Below are 22333 nucleotides of genomic sequence, written 5' to 3' on the forward strand. Positions count from 1 at the left end.
ATTGAGTTAGGCAACCCTTACCTTACTATGTGGGCGGTCGCGGCTCCGCTGAGCCGTTCCACACCTATGGGGAGGCACGGGCAGCTGTGTCGGGCAACAGGCGTTCTTCCACACCCTCCGCCGCCGCGACGGCGCGGGCGGCGACCTCGGCGGACCACTGGCGGGAGCGGTTCGGCTCACCGGCGCCGCAGACCTCGCTGCCCTTCGACTTCCCGCACCCGCCGCACCCGCGGCGATCCGGACCGTACGCCGACCGCACGGCCCCGCCCGGCCCGACGGCCGACGAGACCACCCGCCTCGCCGCCTTCACCGCCCTGCTGCACCGCTACGGCGGCGGCGCGCCGGGCGAGGTGACGGTCGCGCACGAGGGACTGCCGCTGCGGGTGCCGGTGCACGGGGAGCTGTCGTTCGCCAGGCTGCGCGAGCGCGTCGCCGCCGTACGCGACGAGGCCGCCGCGCACCGGCTGCCGACCGGCGAGCTGCTGCGCCTGCTCGCCCCCGAACCCGGGCGCGGCGGCGCCCTGTTGTGCGCCGCGGGCTTCGGCCCCGCGCCCTGGGTGGACGGCGGCCCGCTGGACCTCGCGCTGTCCGTGACCGACGGACGGCTGCGGCTCCGGTACGCCGAGGACGTCTTCCAACCCGCCACCGCCGACCGCATCCTGGGCCACTACGCCACCCTCCTCGCCGACGCCCTCGCCCGCCCCGGCACACCCGTCGCCGACCTCGAACTCCTCGGCGCCGACGAGCGGCGGCGACTGCTGACCGACTGGAACGACACCGCGCACGACGTGCCCGCGCTCACCTGGCCGCGCATGTTCGCCGAACAGGTCGCCGCCCGGCCGCGCGACGTGGCCCTCGTCCACGACGACGTCCGCCTCACCTACGCCGAACTCGACGAGCGCGCCGCCCGGTTGGCGCACGCCCTGGTCGCCCGGGGCGCCGGACCCGAGCAGGTCGTGGCCCTCGCCGTGCCGCGCTCAGCGGACATGATCGTCGCCGAGGTCGCCGTGCTCAAGACGGGCGCCGCCTACCTCCCGATCGACACCGACTACCCGGCCGACCGCATCGCCTACATGCTGGACGACGCCCGCCCGGTCTGCCTGGTCACCACCGCCGACACGCTCCCCGACCTGCCGCCCGGCGCCGACCCACTGGTCCTCGACGCGCCGGAGACCTCCGCCGAACTCGCCGCCCACCCGGCCCACGACCCGGACGTCGCCTCCGAATTGACCACGGCCCACGCGGCGTACGTCATCTACACCTCCGGCTCCACCGGCCGCCCCAAGGGCGTGGTCCTCTCCCACGCCGGCGTCGCGGGGCTGGTCGCCACCCAGCGCGAGCGGTTCGGCATCGGCCCGCACAGCCGGGTCCTCCAGTTCGCCTCGCCCAGCTTCGACGTGGCCTTCTGGGACCTGTGCCTCGGCCTGCTCTCCGGCGGCCGCCTCGTCGTCGTGCCCGCCGACCGCCGCGTCCCCGGCGCCCCGCTCGCCGACTACGCCCACGCGCACGGCGTCACCTTCATGATCCTGCCGCCCGCCCTGCTCGCGGCGATGCCGGACGACGTCCATCTGCCGCCCACCGCGACCCTGCTGGCCGGCACCGAACGCGTCTCGCCCGAACTGGTCGGCCGCTACGCGCGCGGCCGGATGATGTTCAACGCCTACGGCCCCACCGAGGCCACCACCAACTCCACGCTCGGCCGCTGCGACCCCGACACCCCGGCGGGCGCCATCGTGCCCATCGGCGTCCCCGACCCCGGCACCCGCGCCTACGTCCTGGACGACCGGCTGCGCCCCGTACCGGCCGGTGTGGTGGGGGAGTTGTACCTCGGCGGCGCCGGACTCGCCCGCGGCTACCTCGGCCGGCCCGCGCTGACCGCCGAGCGGTTCGTCGCCGACCCCTTCGGCGCGCCCGGCGAACGGCTGTACCGCACCGGCGACCTGGTCCGCTGGACGGCGGACGGCCGGCTGGAGTTCCACGGCCGCGCCGACGGCCAGATCAAGATCCGCGGCTTCCGCGTCGAACCCGGCGAGATCGAGTCGGTGCTGCGCGCCCACCCCGCCGTCGACCAGGCCGCCGTCGTGGTCCGCGAGGACCGCCCCGGCGACCGCCGCCTCGCCGCCTACGTGGTCCCCTCCCTGGACACGGCCGCCGGAGCCGACGAGGCCGTCGCCGACTGGAAGGACCTGCACGAACTCCTCTACTCCGCCGCCGGGTCGGAGGGCCTGGAGGAGAACTTCGCGGGCTGGAACAGCATGTACGACGGCCTGCCCATCCCCCTCGCCGATCTGCGCGAGTGGCGGGATGCCACCGTGGCCCGGATCCGCGGGCTGCGGCCCCGCCGCGTCCTGGAGATCGGCGTCGGCAGCGGACTGCTGCTGTCCCGTATCGCCCCCGACTGCGCCGAGTACTGGGGCACCGACCTCTCCGAGGAGGCGGTACGCGCCCTGCGCGCCCAGGTAGACGGCGTACCCGCACTGGCCGGCCGGGTCACCCTGCTCGCCCGCCCCGCGCACGAGCTGACCGGCCTGCCCGAAGGACACTTCGACACGGTCGTCGTCAACTCCGTCGTCCAGTACTTCCCTAGCGCCGACTACCTCACCGGCGTCCTGCGCTCGGCCGCCCGGCTCCTCGCCCCCGGCGGCGCGCTGTTCGTGGGCGACGTCCGCAACCTGCGGCTCCAGCGCACCCTCGCCGCCGCCATCGAGTCCGGCCGCGCCGCCGACGGCCGCCCCGGCGACGGCCGCTCCGACGACAAGGAGGCCCTGCGGGCCGCCGTGGACCGGGCCGTCGCCTGGGAGGGCGAACTCCTCCTCGACCCCGACTACTTCGCCACCCTGGACGGCTTCACGGCCGACGTGCGGATCAAGCGCGGCGCCCACCACAACGAGCTGACCCGCTACCGCTACGACGTCGTCCTGCGCCCCGGCGCCCACCCGGCCCCGGACACCGCCCCGCGGCTCCCCTGGTTTGCCGTCGGCTCCCCCGAGGCCCTCGCCGAACGGCTCACCGCCCCGGACCGGCCGGCCCTGCTGCGCGTCACCGGCATCCCCAACGCCCGCCTCGCCCCCGACCTGGCCGCACTCGGCGCCCTCGACGACAGCAGCCGCACCGGCCCCGTCGGCGTCGACCCCGCCGCCCTCGACGAGACCGCCGCCCGGCACGGCTACCGCACCGCCCTCACCTGGACCGCGGACGCCGAGGACGGCAGCTTCGACGCGGTGTTCGCGCTCGGCGACGACACCCCGCCCGGCCCCCTCTACCGGCCCGGCAGGACCCGGCCGCACGCCAACCGCCCCGCGCCGTTCCGCAACGTCACCGCGCTGATGGCCGTGCTGCGCGCGCACGCCGCCGAGTTCCTGCCCGCGTACATGGTCCCGGCCGCCCTCGTCCCGCTGGACCGGCTGCCGGTCACCCCCAGCGGCAAGCTGGACGCCGCGGCCCTGCCCGTACCGGACTACGGCCTGCTCAGCTCGGGCCGCGCCCCGCGCACCGAACGCGAACGCCTGCTGTGCGACCTGTACGCGCGCGCCCTGCGCGTCCCCTCGGTGACCGCGGACGACGACTTCTTCGCGCTCGGCGGCGACAGCATCGTCGCCATCCACCTGCTCGTCCTGGCCCGCCGCGCCGGTCTGGAACTGACCCCGCGCGACGTCTTCCGGCACCGCACCGTCGCCGAGCTGGCCACCGTCGCCCGCACCGCCGACAGCGCGGGCGAGAGCGCCGAGGCGCCCTGGCAGACGCCCACGGACGCCGAACTCGCCGCACTGCGGGGCGAGGACCCGCTCACCGTCGCCGAAGTCCTGCCGCTCGGCCCGCTCCAGGAGGGCTTCTACTTCCACGCCCTGGTGGACGGCGCCGAGCACGACGCCTACGTCGTCCAACAGACCATCGACCTGGCCGGACCCGTCGACGGCGGCCAACTGCGGCGCGCCGCCGAGCGGTTGCTCGACCGGCACGCACCGCTGCGGGCCTGCTTCCGCCAGCTCCCCGACGGCCGTCCCGTCCAGCTCGTCGCCACCGGCCTCGACCTGCCCTGGCGCGAGGTCGACCTGTCCGCCCAGGCCGCCGACGTCCGCGCGGGCCTCGCCGAGGCCGTCGCCGCCGACGAACGCGCCCACCGCTTCGACCTCGCCCGCCCGCCGCTGCTGCGCCTCGCCCTGGTCCGCCTCGGCGAGGACCAAAGCCGCCTGGTGCTGACGTTCCATCACATCATTGCCGACGGCTGGTCGCTGCCCGTCCTGCACCGCGAACTCCTCGCCCTTTACGGCGAGCGGCCGGCCGAGCTGCCCCAAGTCGCTCCGTACCGCGATCATCTGGCCCGGATCGCCCGCGCCGACCGCGAGGCCGCACGGCGGGCGTGGCGCGCCGCGCTGGCCGGCATCGACGAGCCCACCCGCCTGGCCGGGAACCCGGCCGCCGGGCCGATCGAGCCCGCCCAGATCCGCGTCGAACTGCCCGAGCGCACCACCGCCCGCCTCACCGCCCGCGGCCGTGCGCACGGCGTCACCCTCGGCACGGTCGTCCAGGCCGCCTGGGGCCTGCTGCTGGCCGGGTTGACCGGGCGCCAGGACGTGGTCTTCGGCACCACCGTCTCCGGCCGGGACGCCGCCGTGGACGGCATCGAGTCGATGATCGGCCTCTTCATCAACACCCTGCCCACCCGCCTGAGCTGGGACCCCGCCGACACCCTGGGCGCCGTCCTGGAACGCCTCCAGGGCGAGCAGAGCGCCCTGATGGACCACCAGCACCTCGGCCTCGCCGAGATCCAGCGGGCGGCCGGGCACGCGGGTGACGGCGAACTCTTCGACACCCTGGTGGTGTTCGAGAACTACCCCGCCGAACCGGGCCTCACCGACCCCACCGGCGCCGTCCGGCTGGCCGGGCACGCCTTCCACGACGCCGTCCACTACCCGCTGGCGCTGATCGTGAAGCCGGGCCGGCGGCTCGACCTGCGGCTCAAGCACCACGCCGACCGGATCCCCGGCGACGCCGTACGGACGGTCGCCGACCGGCTCGTCCTGGTCCTGACCGCCCTCGCCGACGACACCGCGCTTCCGGTGGCCGCCCTCGACCTGCTCACCCCGGCCGAGCGGGCCGCCGCGCACACCGAGGGCGAGCGGCGGCCCGTGCCGCCCGTCACCCTGCCCGCCGCGATCTCCGCCCAGAGTGCCCGCACCCCCGGGGCGACCGCCGTCGTGTACGGCGACACCGCTCTCACCTACGCCCAACTCGACGCGCACGCGGCGGCGTTGGCCCGCCGGCTGCGGGCCGCCGGGGCGGGACCCGAGAAGTTCGTCGCCGTCGCCGTGCCGCGCTCGGCCGAACTGATGGTGGCCCTGCTCGGCGTGCTCAAGTCCGGCGCCGCCTATCTGCCGGTCGACCTCGACTACCCGGCCGACCGCATCGCGTACATGCTCGCCGACTCCGGCGCCCGGACCGTCGTCACCACCGCCCACGACGCCGCACGCCTGCCACAGGGGCACGGCCTGGAGGTCCTGCACGTCGAAGAGGACGGCGAGGAGCGCGGCGAGGCGGGCGAGACCGGCGAGAGCGAAGCCGCGCCGCTCAACCCCGGCCACGCCACATCGCTCACCGACGACCGCCCCGCACCGCTCGCCCCCGACCACCCCGCCTACCTCATCTACACCTCCGGCTCCACCGGCCGCCCCAAGGGCGTCGTCGTCACCCACCGCGCCGTCGGCAACCGGCTCGCCTGGATGCAGGGCGCCTACGGACTGACCCCCGAGGACCGGGTGCTGCAGAAGACGCCGGCGAGCTTCGACGTGAGCGTGTGGGAGTTCTTCTGGCCGCTGTGCCAGGGCGCCGCCGTCGTCCTGGCCGCGCCCGACGGCCACCGCGACCCTGGGTACCTCGCCCGGCTGATCGCGGCCGAGGGAGTGACGACGACGCACTTCGTGCCCTCGATGCTGGAGGCGTTCCTCGCCTCCGACGAGGTGACCGCGGACCCCGCCTGGGCGGCCCGCCTGCGCCGCGTCTTCAGCAGCGGCGAAGCCCTGCCCGGCCGCACGGCGGCCCGCTGGCGCGAGCTGACCGGCGTACCGCTGCACAACCTGTACGGCCCCACCGAGGCCGCCGTCGACGTGACCCACCACGCCTACGACGGCGCACCCGGCACCACCGTCCCCATCGGGCGGCCCGTGTGGAACACCGGCCTGCGCGTGCTGGACACGTGCCTGCGTCCGGTGCCCGACGGAACGCCCGGCGAGCTGTACCTCACCGGCGTCCAGCTGGCCCGCGGCTACCACCGCCGCCCCGCCCTCACCGCCGACCGCTTCGTCGCCGACCCGGACGCCGCCACGCCCGGCGCCCGCATGTACCGCACCGGAGACCTGGTGCGCCGCCGCCCGGACGGCTCTCTCGACTACCTCGGCCGCACCGACCGGCAGGTCAAACTGCGCGGCAACCGGATCGAACTCGGTGAGATCGAAGCCGTGTTGACCGCCCACCCGGCGGTGGCCCGCGGCGCCGTCGTGGTCCGCGAGCAGCACCTGGTCGCCTACGCGGTCCCGGCGACCGGCGCCGTCGCCGACCCCGCCGCGCTGCGCGCCGCCCTCGCCGCCGCGCTGCCGGCACCGCTCGTCCCGGAGGCGTACGTCGTCCTCGACGACCTGCCGCTCACCCCGAGCGGCAAGCTCGACCAGGCCGCGCTGCCCGCCCCCGAGGCCGAACGCGCCGCCCGCCGCGAGCCCGCGGGCGAGGCGGAGCGGCGGCTCACCGAGATCTTCGCGGCCGTGCTCGGCACCGAGGACGTGGGCCCGGACGACGACTTCTTCCGGCTCGGCGGCGACAGCATCAGCTCCATCGGCGTCGCCGGCCGGGCCCGCGCGGCCGGACTCGACCTCAGCCCTCGCGACGTGTTCACCCACCGCACACCCGCCGCCCTCGCCGCCACCGCGGGCACCGCCGCGGCCGCCGCGGACACCCCGGCCGCACCCTTCACCCTCACCGAGGCCGAACACGCCCGCGTCCGCGCGCTCGCCGCCCCGGCCGCCGTCGCCGACGTATGGCCGCTGGCACCGCTCCAGGAGGGCCTGTTCTTCCACTCGGCCTACGACCGGGGCGCCCTCGACGTCTACACCGTCCACGAGACCTTCGACTTCGCCGCACGGCTGGACGCGGACCGGCTGCGCGCCGCCGTGCGCACCCTGCTGGAGCGCAACCCCGGGCTCCGCGCCGGCTTCACCAGCGAAGGAACGTCCCAGCCCGTCCAGTTCATCGTGCGGGCCCCGGAGGCGCCCCTCGAAGAGATCGACCTCTCGCAGCTGCGCGGCGCCGAACAGGACGCCCGCACAGCCGAGTTGACCGAAGCGGAACGCCACCGCCGGTTCGACCTCGCCGCGCCCCCGCTGTTCCGGATGCTCCTCCTGCGCCTCGGCGAGGAGCGCGGCGACCGGCTCGTCATCGGCCGCCACCTGATCCTCTGGGACGGCTGGTCGGCCTGGCTCTTCCTGGACGAGCTGTTCGCCCTGTACGAGAGCGGCGGCGACGCGAGCGCCCTGCCCGTCCCCGGCGCCTACCGCGACTACCTCACCTGGCTGGACCGGCAGGACGACGCGGCCGCCACCGCCGCCTGGCGCACCGCCCTGACCGGCCTGGACGAGCCCACCCTGCTCGCCCCGGCCGCCGCCGACGGGCTCGAACCGGTCGTCCCGGACCAGCTCGACGCACACCTGGACGCCGAACTCAGCGACCGGCTGCGCCGGACCGGCCGCGACCACGGCCTCACCCTGAACACCCTCCTCAACGCGGCCTGGGCCCTGACCCTGGCCTCCGCCACCGGCCGCGCCGACGTCGTCTTCGGCACCACCGTCGCCGGCCGGCCCAGCGAGGTCCACGACGTCGAGAACGTCATCGGCCTCTTCCTCAACACGGTCCCCACCCGCATCGCCCTCGACCCCGCCGAACCGGTCCTCAGCCTGCTGCGCCGCGTCCAGGCCGAGCGTCTGGACCTGATGCCCTACGAACACCTGAGCCTCGGTGTGCTCCAGGCCGAGACCGGCCACCGCAAACTGTTCGACACCCTGTTCGTGCTGCGCAACAACGACACCGAGGACCGCCTGGAGCGGCTGCGCACCCGGCACGGCGCCACCGCCGTCGCCAACGTCGACGCCACCCACTACCCGGCCAACCTCGTCGTCACCCCCGGCCGCCGCATCGCCGTCACCCTCACCCACCGGCCCGACCTGGTCCCGGCCGACCGGGCCCGCACCCTCCTGGACCGCTTCACCCTGCTCTGCGACCGCCTCACCGCCGACCTCGCCGCGCCCGTCGGCTCCCTCGACCCGCTGCTGCCCGCCGAACACGCGGCCCTGCGCGAACAGTGGGCCGCCGCCCGGGTCGAGGACCCCGAGGACACCATCGCCGACCTGCTCGCCGCCCAGGCCGCCCGCACCCCCGACGCCCGCGCCCTCGTCTTCGGCGACCGCGCCCTCACCTACGCCGAACTCGACGCGGCCGTCGACCGCACCGCCCGGCTGCTCCTCGACCGCGGCGCCGGCCCCGAGCGGGTCGTCGCCCTCGGCCTGCCGCGCTCCTTGGACACGGTGGTCGCGCTCTTCGCGGTCCTGCGCACCGGCGCCGCCTACCTGCCGCTGGAGCTGGACCACCCGGCCGACCGGCTCTCGCTGACGCTGGCCGACGCCCGCCCGCTGCTGCTGCTCACCACCACCGCCGTCTCCGCCACCCTGGCCGGCGACCTGCCGCGCGTCCTGCTGGACGACCCCGCCGTCCGGGCCGAACTGGCCGCGCTGCCCGACACACCCGTGCGCCGCCGCTTCAGCCTCGAACACCCCGCCTACGTCATCTACACCTCCGGCTCCACCGGCCGCCCCAAGGGCGTCGTCACCCCCTACCGGGGCCTGACCAACATGCAGCTCAACCACCAGAAGGAGATCTTCGCACCGGCCATCGCCGCGGCCGGCGGACGGCGGCTGCGCATCGCGCACACCGTGTCCTTCGCCTTCGACATGTCCTGGGAAGAGCTGCTGTGGCTGGTCGAGGGCCACGAAGTCCACATCTGCGACGAGGAGTTGCGCCGGGACGCCGAAGCCCTGGTCGCCTACTGCGAACGGCACCGCGTCGACGTCGTCAACGTCACCCCCACCTACGCCCGGCTGCTGATCGAACAGGGCCTGCTGGAGGGCCACGTGCCGCCGCTCGTCCTGCTCGGCGGCGAGGCCGTGCCGGAGACGGTGTGGACGGCCCTGCGCGACACCGAGGGGACCTACGGCTACAACCTGTACGGGCCGACCGAGTACACCATCAACACCCTCGGCGGCGGCACCCTCGACAGCGACACCCCCACCGTCGGCAGGCCCATCCGCGGCACCCGCGCCCACCTCCTCGACGCCTGGCTGCGCCCGGTGCCCGACGGCGTGCCCGGCGAGCTGTACATCGCCGGCATCGGCCTGGCCCGCGGCTACCTCGACCGCCCCGGCCTGACCGCCGAGCGGTTCGTCGCCGACCCGTTCGGCGCGCCCGGCGAGCGCATGTACCGCACCGGCGACCTGGTCCGCCGGGGCCCCGACGGCAACCTCGACTTCCTCGGCCGCACCGACGACCAGGTCAAGATCCGCGGCTACCGCGTCGAACCCGGCGAGATCGAGAGCGCCCTCAGCCGCCACCCGCTGGTCTCCCAGGCCGCCGTCGTGGTGCGCGACGAACGGCTCGTCGGCTACGTCGTGCCCTCCGGCGCCGACGCCGGCGAACGCCCGGCCGCCGAGGCCGCCCAGGTCGGCGAGTGGCAGGAGATCTACTCCGACGAGTACGAGGAGATCGGCACCGCCGTCTTCACCGAGCGCTACGACGGCTGGGACAGCTCCTACGACGGCCGGCCCATCCCCTTCGAGGAGATGCACGAGTGGCGCGAGGCCACCCTCGCCCGCGTCCGCTCGCTGAACCCGCGCCGCGTCCTGGAGATCGGCGTCGGCTCCGGCCTGCTGCTGTCCGCTCTCGCCCCGGACGCCGAGGCGTACTGGGCGACCGACTTCGCCGCCCCGGTCATCCGCAAGATCGGCGCGGAACTGCGCGCCCGCGACCCCGAACTGGCGGCCAGGGTCGAACTGCGCTGCCGGCCCGCCGACGACCTCAGCGGACTGCCCGCCGGCTGGTTCGACACGATCGTCGTCAACTCCGTCGTCCAGTACTTCCCGAGCATCGACTACCTCACCGCCGTCATCGACGGCGCCATGACCCTGCTCGCGCCCGGCGGCGCCCTCTACCTCGGCGACGTGCGCAACCTCCGCCTCGCCCGCGCCTTCCACACCGAGATCCAGCGCGCCCGGGGCGCCGACGCCACCGACGACACCGCCCTGGAGCGGGCCGTGGAGCGCGGACTGCGCCTGGAGAAGGAACTCCTCGTCGACCCCGACTACTTCACCGCCCTCGGCCACGGCGTCGACCTGCGCACCAAGCGGGGCCGCCACCACAACGAGCTGACCCGGCACCGCTACGACGTCGTCCTGTACGCGGGCGAGCCCGACGTCCGCCTCGACGACATCCCGGCCGTCGCCTGGGCCACGGCCCACGCCGCGGGCGAACTCACCCGCGGCGGCTGGACCTCCGAGGCCGTCGGCGAACTCCTGCGCGCCGCCGGACGGCCCGACCGCCGCGCCGGCGCACGCCCCGGCGCCACACGGCCCGACGCGCTGCGGGTGACCGGCATCCCCGACGGCCGCACCCGCGAGGACGGCATCGACCCGGAGACCCTGCGCCTGCTCGGCGAGAGCGCCGGACACCGGGTGCTGACCACCTGGGCGGCCCGGACCGGAACCTACGACGCCGTCTTCCTGGCGGCCGAACCCCGGCTCACCGCCGGCCTGTTCCGCCCCGGCGGCGGCGTCGCGCCGTACGCCAACGACCCCACCGCCGCCCGCGGGACCGCGGCCCTGATCCGGCGGCTGCGCGAGGACCTGGGCCGCGAACTGCCCGAGTACATGGTCCCGGCCGCCTTCGTCACCGTCGACGCGCTGCCCATGAACGCCAACGGCAAGCTGGACGTGCGCGCCCTGCCCGACGCCGAGCCCGCCGTCGCGCTCGGCGGCGGGCGCGGCCCCCGCACCCCGCGGGAGGAGGCGCTGTGCCGCCTGTTCGCCGAGGTGCTGGGACTGCCCGAGACCGGCGCCGAGGACAACTTCTTCGACCTGGGCGGCCATTCGCTGCTCGCCACCCGGCTGGTCAGCCGCGCCCGCACCGAACTGGGCGCCGAACTCGCCATCCGCGACCTCTTCGAGGCCCCCACCCCGGCCCTGCTGGCCGGCCGTGTGGACGACGGCAGGCCCGTCCGGCCGCCGCTCACCGCCCTCGCCGAGCGGCCGGAACACATCGCCCTGTCGGCCGCCCAGCGGCGGCTGTGGCTGGTGGGACAGCTCGGCGACACGGCGGGGGGCGCCGGGGGAGCGGCGTACAACTTCCCGCTCGTCCTGCGGCTGCGCGGGGCGCTCGACCTCCCCGCGCTGCGCGCCGCGCTCCACGACGTGACCGCACGGCACGAGTCGCTGCGCACCCTGGTGGGCGAGATCGACGGCGTGCCCCACCAGCGGATCCTGCCCGCCGAGGAGGCCGACCCGCCGTTCACGGTGACCGACAGCGCCGAGGACGGGCTGCCCGCGCTGATCGAGTCCGCACAGCGCCGCCCGTTCGACCTGACCCGCGAGATCCCGGTGCGCGCGGAGGTGTTCCGGCTCGCGCCCGAGGACCACGTGGTCGCCCTCGTGCTGCACCACATCACCACCGACGAGTGGTCCGACCGGCCGTTCCTCGCCGACCTCGAAACCGCCTACGCCGCCCGCGCGGCCGGCGCCGCCCCCCAGTGGGCGCCCCTGCCGGTGCAGTACGCCGACTACACGCTGTGGCAGGAACAGCTCCTCGACGAGGTCGGCGCGCGGCAGCTCGCCCACTGGACCGAGACCCTGCGCGGCGCGCCCGAGGAACTGGCACTGCCCCTGGACCGCTCGCGTCCGGCCGAACCCACCGGAGCCGGCGCCGTCGTGCGCCGGGACGTACCGGCCGCGACCGGGCGGGCGCTGCGCGAGCTGTCCGCGACGACCGGCGCCAGCATGTTCATGCTCTTCCAGGCGGCCACCGCGGCGCTGCTGCACCGGCTGGGCGCGGGCGACGACATCCCCCTGGGCGCCCCCGTCGCCGGCCGCACCGACAGCGCGCTGGACGACCTGGTCGGCTTCTTCGTCAACACCCTGGTCCTGCGCACCGACCTGTCGGCGCCCGACGGAGGCGAGCTGACGTTCCGCCGACTCGTGGAGCGGGTGCGCGAGTCGGCGCTCGCCGCCTTCGAGCACCAGGACGTGCCGTTCGACCGCGTCGTGGAGGCCGTCAACCCGCCCCGGGCGGCCGGCCGCAACCCCCTCTTCCAGGTCATGCTCGGCTACCACCACCGCCCCGACGGCGACGCCCGCACCCTGCTCGGACTGCCCGCCGACTGGTACGACATGGACACCGGCACCGCCAAGTTCGACCTCGACTTCACCTTCGTCGACGAGTCCGACGCGAGCGGCCGCGTCACGCTCCTGCTGGAGTACGCCACCGACCTGGCCGGCCCGGCGACCGCGGCGCTCCTCGCCGAACGCCTCGTCCTGCTCCTCGACCAGGCCGCCCGCACCCCGGACGCCCCCCTGGCCGCACTCGACCTGCTGACCCCCGGCGAGCGCGCGCACGCCACCGGCGCCTGGAACGACACCGCCCACCCGGCCGAGACGCGCTCCGTCCCCGAGATCCTCGCCGACACCGCCCGCCGCCACCCCGACCGCACCGCACTGGTCACCGGCCCCGACGACGACCCGGCACACCTCACCTTCGCCGAACTCACGGCATACGCGGACGAGGTGGCGGCGCGGCTGCGCGCCCACGGCGCCGCCCCCGGCACCGTCGTCGCCCTCGCCCTGCCCCGCCGGTCGATGGTGCCCGCCCTGCTCGGCGTCCTCGCCTCCGGCGCCGCCTACCTCCCGCTCGACCCCGAACACCCGGCCGAACGCGTCGAGTTCATGCTGACCGACGCGGCCCCGGTGTGCCTGCTCACCACCACCGCGCTCGCCCGGCGCCTGCCCGACACCCCGGCCGTACCGCGCCTGCTGCTGGACGCCCCGTGGCCGGCCGCCGCGACGGCCCCGGCCGGACCGCCGCCCCACCCCGCCGAGGCCGCCTACACCATCTACACCTCCGGCTCCACCGGCCGCCCCAAGGGCGTCATCGGCACCCACCGCGGACTGAGCAACCTCTACGCCGCCCATCTGCGCGACCTGATCGAACCGGCGGTCCGCGCCACCGGCCGCGACGCGCTGCGCGCGATCCACGCCGCCTCGTTCAGCTTCGACGGCTCCTGGGAACCGCTGCTGTGGCTGCTCGCCGGACACGAACTGCACGTCGTCGACGAGACCACCCTGCTCGACCCGGCCGCCCTGCTGCGCCGCCTGGCCGCGTCCCGGATCGACTTCCTCGACCTCACCCCCACCTACTTGCGCGAACTGCTCCACCACGGCTTCCTCGCCCCCGACGGCGCCGATCCGGTCCCGGCGGTCATCGCCGTCGGCGGCGAGCACACCCCGCCCGCCCTCTGGCGCCGCCTCACCGCCCTGCCCGGCACCGCCGTGCACGACCTGTACGGCCCCACCGAGTGCGCGGTCGACGCCTACGGCTGGCACCACGGCCCCACCGGACCGCGGGCCGGCACCGAGGACGCCGCCGCCCGGGACGCGGCCGACTGGGCCGCCCCGCTGGACAACATCCGCGCCCACGTCCTCGACGAGCGGCTGCGCCCGGCTCCGGTCGGCGTCCCCGGCGAGCTGTACCTCGCCGGGGACGGCCTGGCTCGCGGCTACCTGGGCCGCCCGGCCCTGACCGCCGAACGCTTCGTCGCCGACCCGTTCGGCGCGCCCGGAGAGCGCATGTACCGCACCGGCGACCTCGTGCGCCGCCGCCCCGACGGCGCCCTGGTGTTCCTCGGCCGCGCCGACGACCAGGTCAAACTGCGCGGCTTCCGCGTCGAACCCGGCGAGATCGAGTCCGTCCTGACCGCGCACCCCGCCGTCTCCGCCGCCGCTGTCCTTGTCCGCGAGGACCGGCCCGGCGCGCCCCGCCTCATCGCCTACGTCGTAGCCGACCGCACCGGCGCCGCCCCCGAACCGGCCGCCCTGCGCGCCCACACCGCCGCCGCGCTCCCGGACCACATGGTCCCCGCCGCCTTCGTCGCCCTGGACGCCCTGCCCCGCACCGTCAACGGCAAGCTCGACACCGCCGCCCTGCCCGCCCCCGACCCCGCCGCGGCCACCGCGAGCGGCGCACGCCTGCCGCGCACCGGACGCGAGGAACTGCTGTGCGCGGCGTTCGCCGCCGTCCTCGGCGTCGAACGCGTCGGCCCCGACGACGACTTCTTCGCCCTCGGCGGCCACTCCCTGATCGCGATGCGGCTGGCCGCCCGGATCCGGGCGGCGTTCGGCGAGGAGGTGTCGCTGCGCACCGTCTTCGACGCGCCGACCCCCGCCCGGCTCGCCGCCCGCCTCGGCACGGCGACCGCGCTCGCCCGCCCCGCCCTGCACGCCGGACGCCCGCTCCCCGAGCGGCTCCCGCTCTCCTCCGCCCAACGGCGGCTGTGGCTGCTGCACCAGGTGGAGGGCCCGAACCCGGCCTACACCGTCCCCTCCGCCTGGCGGCTCACCGGCGCCCTGGACCGGGCGGCCCTCGAAGCCGCCCTCAACGACGTCATCGCCCGGCACGCACCGCTGCGCACCGTCTTCCCGGCCATCGACGGAGAGCCGTACCAGCACGTCCTGGACCCGGCGCGGGCACGGCTCGAACTGGCCTCGGCCGACGGCGCGGACCTGGCCGCCGAGGCCGCCCGCCCCTTCGACCTCGCCCGCGACCTCCCGCTGCGCGCGGTGCTGTCCCGGACCGGCCCCGACGAGCACGTCCTGCTGCTCCTGCTGCACCACATCGCCACCGACGAGTGGTCCGACCGGCCGCTCCTCGCCGACCTCTCCACCGCCTACGCGGCCCGCGTCCAGGACCGGGCGCCCGACTGGACGGCGCTGCCCGCCGGTTACGCCGACTACACGCTCTGGCAGCGCGACCTGCTGGCACAGGCCGGTCCCGCCCTGCTCGCACACTGGACCGGCGTCCTCGACGGACTCCCGGCGGAGCTGAACCTGCCCGCCGACCGGCCGCGCCCGGCCGAGTCCAGCGGGCGCGGCGGCGCCGTCGCCTTCACCGTGCCGCCCCGCCTGACGGGCGCGCTGCGCGGCCTGGCCCGCGACCACGGGGTCAGCGTGTTCATGGTCGCCCAGGCGGCCGTGGCCGCGCTGCTGCACCGGCTCGGCGCCGGCGACGAGATCCCCCTCGGCGCGCCGGTCTCTGGACGCGCCGACGAGGCCCTCGAAGATCTGGTCGGCTTCTTCGTCAACTCCCTGGTCCTGCGCACCGATCTGTCCGGCGACCCCACCTTCGCCGACCTGCTCGCCCGGGTCCGGGAGACCGACCTGGCCGCCTACGAGCACCAGGACCTGCCCTTCGAACGCCTGGTGGAGGCCCTCAACCCCGAACGCTCCCTCGCCCGCCACCCGTTGTTCCAGGTGATGGTCGTCCACCTCGCCGGCCGCAGCGAGGGACCCGCCCTGCCCGGCCTCACCGTCCGCCGCGAGACGCTGGGCCAGGACGGCGCCAAGTTCGACCTCAGCTTCGACTTCGTGGAGCTGGGCGACGGCGCGGGCATCGAGGGCTGGATCGAGTACAGCGCCGACCTCTTCGACGAGGGGAGCGCCGAACTCCTCGCCCGTCGGCTGGAGATGCTGCTGGAGCAGGTCGCCGCCGACCCCGGCCGGCGCGTCGGCGCCCTGGACGTGCTCCGCGACGGCGAACGCGCCCGCGTCCTCACCCGGTGGAACGACACGGCCCGGCCGGTGCCCGGCCTCACCCTCCCCGAGCTGTTCCGCGCCCAGGCGGCCCGCACTCCCGCCGCCACGGCCCTCGTGTGCGAGGACGCCTCGCTCACCTACGCCGAGCTCGACCAGCGCGTGGAACGCCTCGCCCGCACCCTCGCCGCACACGGCGCGCAGGCGGAGACGACCGTCGCCGTCGCCCTGCCCCGCTCGGTCGCCCTCGTGGTCGCCCTGCTCGCGGTGCACCGCGCGGGCGCCGCCTACCTCCCCCTCGACACCGGCCACCCGGCCGAGCGTCTGGCGCACACCCTCACCGACGCCCGCCCGGTCTGCCTGGTCACCACCGAGGACGCCGAGGCAACGGCCCTGCCCGGCACCGGGACGCCGACCCTCGCCGTCCACGCCGACGGCACACCCGTACACCCGTCCGCCGCCCCCCTGCCCGCCTCCTACGACCCCCGCCACCCCGCCTACGTCATCTACACCTCCGGCTCCACCGGCCGCCCCAAGGGCGTCACCGTTCCCCACCAGGGCATCGCCAACCGCCTGGCGTGGATGCAGGACGCCTACCGGCTCGGCGCGCAGGACCGCGTGCTGCAGAAGACCCCGGCCGGCTTCGACGTGTCGGTGTGGGAGTTCTTCTGGCCGCTGATCACCGGCGCGACCCTCGTCGTCGCCCGCCCCGAGGGCCACCACGATCCCGCCTACCTGGCCCACCTGATCCGCCGCGAGTACGTCACCACCGCCCACTTCGTGCCGTCGATGCTGCGCGCCTTCCTCGACGAGCCCGCCGCCGCCGGCTGCGGCGTCCTGCGCCAGGTGATGTGCAGCGGCGAGGCCCTGCCCGCGCCGCTGGCCGCCCGCTTCCACCGGGTGCTGCCGGGCAGCCGCCTGCACAATCTGTACGGCCCCACGGAGGCGTCCGTCGACGTCACCGCCCACGAGGTGGGCGCCGACCCGGCCACCGTGCCGATCGGCCGCCCGGTGTGGAACACCCGCACCTACGTGCTCGACGCCGCACTGAGCCCGGTACCGCCCGGTGTGGCCGGCGAACTCTATCTGGCAGGCATCCAGTTGGCCCGCGGCTACCTCGGCCGCCCGGACCTGACCGCCGAGCGGTTCGTCGCCGACCCGCACGGCCCCGCCGGCGCCCGCATGTACCGCACGGGCGACCTGGCCCGCTGGACGGCGGACGGCGAGCTGGAATACCTCGGCCGCACCGACGACCAGGTCAAACTGCGCGGCCTGCGCATCGAACCCGGCGAGATCGAGCACCACCTCGCCGCCCACCCGGCCGTCGCGCACGCCACCGTCGTCCTGCGCGAGGACCGGCTCGTCGCCTACGCCGTCCCGGCCGCCGGAGCCAGGCCGGAGCCCGCCGCGCTGCGCGCCCACACCGCCGCCGCGCTGCCCGACCACATGGTCCCGGCCGCCGTGCTCGTCCTGGACGCCCTGCCGCTCACCGCCAACGGCAAGCTGGACCGCAAGGCGCTGCCCGCGCCCGACTTCGCCGCCGAGGTGGGCGGCACGCGGCCGCGCACCCCGCTGGAGGAGACCCTCGCCGCCCTCGTCGCCGACGTCCTCGGCCTCGAACGGGTCGGCGTCGACGACGACTTCTTCGCCCTCGGCGGCGACAGCATCGTCGCCATGCGCCTGGTCGCCCGCGCCCGCGCCGCCCACCTGGCCTTCAGCCCCCGCGACGTCTTCCGGCACAAGACGGTGGCCAGACTCGCCGCCGTCACCACGGCGGCCGCCACCGCCGAGCGGACGGGCGAGGACACCGTCCCGCTCGACCTCACCGCCGCCGAACGCGCCGAACTGACCGCGCTGCCCGCCGGAACCGAGGTGCTGCCGGTCTCGCCCCTCCAGGCCGGACTGCTCTTCCACGCGGCCCTGGACTCCGGCGACGAGGGACCGGACGTCTACACCGTCCAGGTCTCCTACGACCTCGAAGGCCCCCTGGACGCCGGCCGGCTGCGCGCCGCCGCGCAGGACCTGCTCGACGCCCACGAGAACCTGCGCAGCGGCTTCACCCACCTGTCCTCCGGCCGGCCCGTCGCCGTCGTCCCGCGCACGGCCGTCCTGCCGTGGCGGCAGCTGGACCTCACCGGCAACGACGACACCGAGGCCGAACTGACCCGGCTGCTCGGCCAGGAACGCCGCCGCTTCGACCCCGAACGCCCGCCGCTGTTGCGGCTGTTGCTCGCCCGGCTCGGCGAGGGAAGGCACCGGCTGGTCCTCTCCCACCAGCACCTGCTGCTCGACGGCTGGTCGCTGCCGCTGCTCACCGCCGAACTGTGGGCGCGCTACACGGGCCGCACCCCGGCCCCGCCCGCCTCCTACCGCGCCCACCTCAGGCTGCTGGCCGCCCAGGACCCGGCCGCCTCCGCCGCCGCATGGGCCGAGGCCCTGTCCGGCCTCGCCGAACCCACCCGGCTCGCGCCCGCCGACCCGGACCGCACCGCCGTCCTCCCGCACACCCACACCGTGGAACTGGACGCCGGCCGCACCGCGCGCCTGGAGACCTTCGCCCGCGCCCGGGGCATCACCCTCAACACCCTCGTCCAGGCGGCCTGGGGCGTACTGCTGGGCCGGCTCACCGGACGCGACGACGTGGTGTTCGGCGCCACCGTCGCGGGCCGCTCGCCCGAACTCGCCGGATCGGAGGCCATGATCGGCCTGTTCATCAACACGGTGCCGGTCCGGGTGCGGCTGCGCCCGCAGGAGAGCGCCGCCGCCCTGCTGGACCGGCTCCAGGACGAGCAGTCCCGGCTCATCGCCCACCAGCACCTCGGCCTGGCCGACATCCAGCGCGCCGCCGGACTCGGTGAACTCTTCGACACCCTCGTGGTGTTCGAGTCGTACCCGGTGGCCGAGGAGGACGCCGACGGGGACGACGCGCCGCGCGTCACCGTCCTCGACCACCAGGACGCCACCCACTACCCGTTCGCCTGGGCGATCGAGCCCGCCGAACGACTCCGGCTGACCGCCGAGTTCCGCCCCGAGCTGTTCGAGGCCGCCACCGTACGGCGGATCACGGACGCCCTGACCGGCCTGCTCACCGACATGGCGGCCGACCCGGACCGCCCCGTCGGCCGGCTCGACCTGCTCGGCGCCGCCGACCGGCACACCGTCCTGCACACCTGGAACGACACCGCGCTCCCGCCCGCCGAACGCCTGCGCACCGTACCGGCCCTGTTCACCGCCCAGGCCGCCGCCGACCCCGGCGCGCCCGCCGTCACCGACGCCACGACGACCCTCACCTTCGCCGAACTCGACGCCCGCACCGACCGGTTGGCCCGCGTACTGGCCGGACACGGCGCCGGACCGGAGCGGATCGTCGCCCTCGCCCTGCCGCGCACCGCCGACCACATCGCCGCGATCCTCGCCGTGATGAAGTCCGGCGCCGCCTACCTGCCCCTCGACCCCGACCTGCCCGCCACCCGCCTCACCGGCATGCTCGACGACGCCCACCCGGTGCTGATCCTCGCCACCGAGGACACCGCCGGCGCCCTGCCCGCCACCGACGTCCCCGTCCTGCGCCTGGACGCCCCGACGGACGGCCTCCCCGAGACGGAACCCACCCCGCCCGGCCCCGACCACCCCGCCTACGTCATCTACACCTCCGGCTCCACCGGCCGCCCCAAGGGCGTCGTCGTCACCCAGCGCGGCCTCGCCCACCTCTTCCACAGCCACCGCCACGACCTGCACGAGGCGGCCAAGCGGCGCACCGGACGCCGCCGCCTGCGCGTCGGACACGCCTGGTCGTTCTCCTTCGACGCCTCCTGGCAGCCGCAGCTGTGGCTGCTGGACGGGCACACCCTGCACATCGCCGACGACGACACCCGCCGCGACCCCGAACTCCTCGCCGCCTTCGTCCGCGACCGGCGCATCGACTTCATCGAGGTCACCCCGTCCCTGCTCGCCCGGATGGCGGACAGCGGCCTGATCGGCCCCGGCGGCGACTGCCCCCTCGCGGTCGTCGGCTTCGGCGGCGAGGCCGTCCCCGAGTCGCTGTGGACCCGGCTGGCCGCGCTCCCGGACACCGAGGCGGTCAACCTCTACGGCCCCACCGAGGCCACCGTCGACGCACTCGTCGGACGGGTCCGCGACAGCGACCGCCCGATCGTCGGCCGCCCCGTCCACCACGGCCGCGCCTACGTCCTGGACACCGCCCTGCACCCGGTGCCGCCCGGCGTCACCGGCGAGCTGTACCTGGCCGGACCGGGCCTGGCGCGCGGCTACCTCGGCCGCCCCGACCTCACCGCCGAACGCTTCGTCGCCGACCCGTACGGGGCGCCGGGGGAGCGCATGTACCGCACCGGCGACCTCGCCCGCCGGCGCGAGGACGGCCTGCTGGAGTTCGCCGGACGCACCGACGACCAGGTCAAGATCCGCGGCTACCGGATCGAACTCGCCGAGATCGAAGCCGCGCTGAACACCCACCCCGCCGTCGCCGAGACGGTCGTCGTGACCCGCGAACACCGTCCCGGCGTCAAGCGGCTGATCGCCTACGCCGTGCCGCGCGCCGCTGAGAGCCCAGAACCGGCCGCGCTGCGCGCCCACACCGCCGCCACGCTGCCCGACTACATGGTCCCGGCCGCCGTCGTCGTGCTGGAGAGGCTGCCGCTGCTGTCCAACGGCAAGCTCGACCGGGCCGCCCTGCCCGCCCCCGACTTCACCGCGACGGGCGGCGGGCGGCCGCCCGGCAACGCCACCGAGCACACCCTGCGCGACCTGTTCGCCGACGCTCTCGGCCTGCCCGCGGAAGCGGTCGGCGCCGACGACGACTTCTTCTCCTTCGGCGGCGACAGCATCATCGCCATGCAACTCGTCGCCCGGGCCCGCTCGGGCGGACTGCGCATCACCCCGCGCCAGGTGTTCCAGCACCGCACGGTAGCCGCGCTCGCCGCCGTCGCCGTCCCGCTGGGCGCCGGGGAACGGCACGCCACGCACGACGACGGCACCGGCAGCGCCCCGCTCACCCCGATCATGCGCTCCCTGCTCGACCGCGGCGGCCCCCTCGCCGCCTACCACCAGGCGGCCCTGGTCCGCACCCCGGCCGGCCTGTCCGAACCCGCTCTGCTGACCGTGCTCGGGGCGCTCGCCGCACGGCACGACATGCTCCGCGCCCGCCTCGTCCGCACCCCCGAACCCGTCCTGCGCATCCCGCCGGCCCACGACGCCGACGTACGCGGCTGGCTCACCCGCGTCGACGTGCGGGACGTCGCGGACGACCAGGGCGCGCTGCGGGACGCCATCGCCCGCCACGCCCGCACGGCACGAAGCGGCCTCGACCCGGACGCCGGGGCGATGGTGCGGGCGGTCTGGTTCGACGCCGGAGCGGACCGCCCCGGACGGCTGCTGATCCTCGTCCACCACCTGGTGATCGACGGCGTCTCCTGGCGGGTGCTGCTGCCCGACCTGGCGACCGCCTGGGCCGCCGTCCGCGGCGAGCGCGCCCCCGAACTCGCCCCGGTGGAGATGTCGTTCGCCCGCTGGGCGCGCCTCCTCGGCGCCCGGGCCGCCGACCCGGCCGCCGAGGACGAACTGCCCTGGTGGACCTCCGCCCTCGCCCGAGGCGCCGGCCTGCCCCTGCCCCGGCCCCTCGACCCCGCGCACGACACCGTCGCCACCACCCGCTACCTCTCCCTGACCCTGCCCGCCGACCTCACCGGACCCCTGCTCGGCCGGGCGCCCGCCGCGTTCGGCGCGAGCGTCAACGACGTCCTGCTCACCGCGTTCGCCCTCGCCGTCGGCGACTGGCGGGCCCGCACCCTGGGCGCGGCGACGGCCGGCGGCCCGGTCCTGGTCGACCTGGAGGGCCACGGCCGCGAGGAGGAACTCGCGGGCGCCGCCGACCTGTCCCGCACCGTCGGCTGGTTCACCAGCGTCGTCCCCGTACGCCTCGACCCGGGCCCGAACGCACCGGACGCCCTCGCCGGCGGACCCGCCCTGGACGAGGCCGTGGCCCGCGTGAGCGGCCACCTCACCGCCCTGCCCACGGCCGGCATCGGCCACGGCCTGCTGCGCCACCTCAACCCCGCGACCGGCCCGCTCCTCGCCGAACTCGGCCAGCCTGACATCGAGTTCAACTACATGGGCCGCTTCGAGCGCCCCGAGGCCGCCGACTGGTCCTACGCCCCCGAGGAGGACGCCGCCGACCTCGACGCCGACCCCGGCATGCCGATGTCGCACGCGCTCACCCTCAACGCGCTCACCGAGGACCACCCCGACGGGCCACGGCTGAGCGCCCACTGGGCCTGGGCGGCCGAGCTCCTCACCGAGGACGCGGTCCGCGCACTGGCCGAGACCTGGTTCCGGGCGCTCGAGGCGGTGGTACGCCGAGCGGACGAACGGAACTGACCACCCACAGCGCACCCCCCACAGCCCACCCACCACCCCACCTGACAAGGACCGCACCG

At 75.9% G+C, this 22333-nt stretch carries 1 protein-coding gene; it reads left to right on the forward strand.

Features of this window, described 5'->3' with window-relative positions; genetic code table 11:
• Positions 1-86 precede the first annotated feature (86 nt).
• Complete coding sequence (locus ABEB07_RS18005; RefSeq protein WP_345669263.1) at positions 87-22274, forward strand: non-ribosomal peptide synthase/polyketide synthase; 22188 nt, start codon at positions 87-89, stop codon at positions 22272-22274.
• The last annotated feature ends 59 nt before the right edge of the window (positions 22275-22333 follow it).

This window comes from Streptomyces similanensis, assembly GCF_039543625.1.
GTDB lineage: Bacteria > Actinomycetota > Actinomycetes > Streptomycetales > Streptomycetaceae > Streptomyces > Streptomyces similanensis.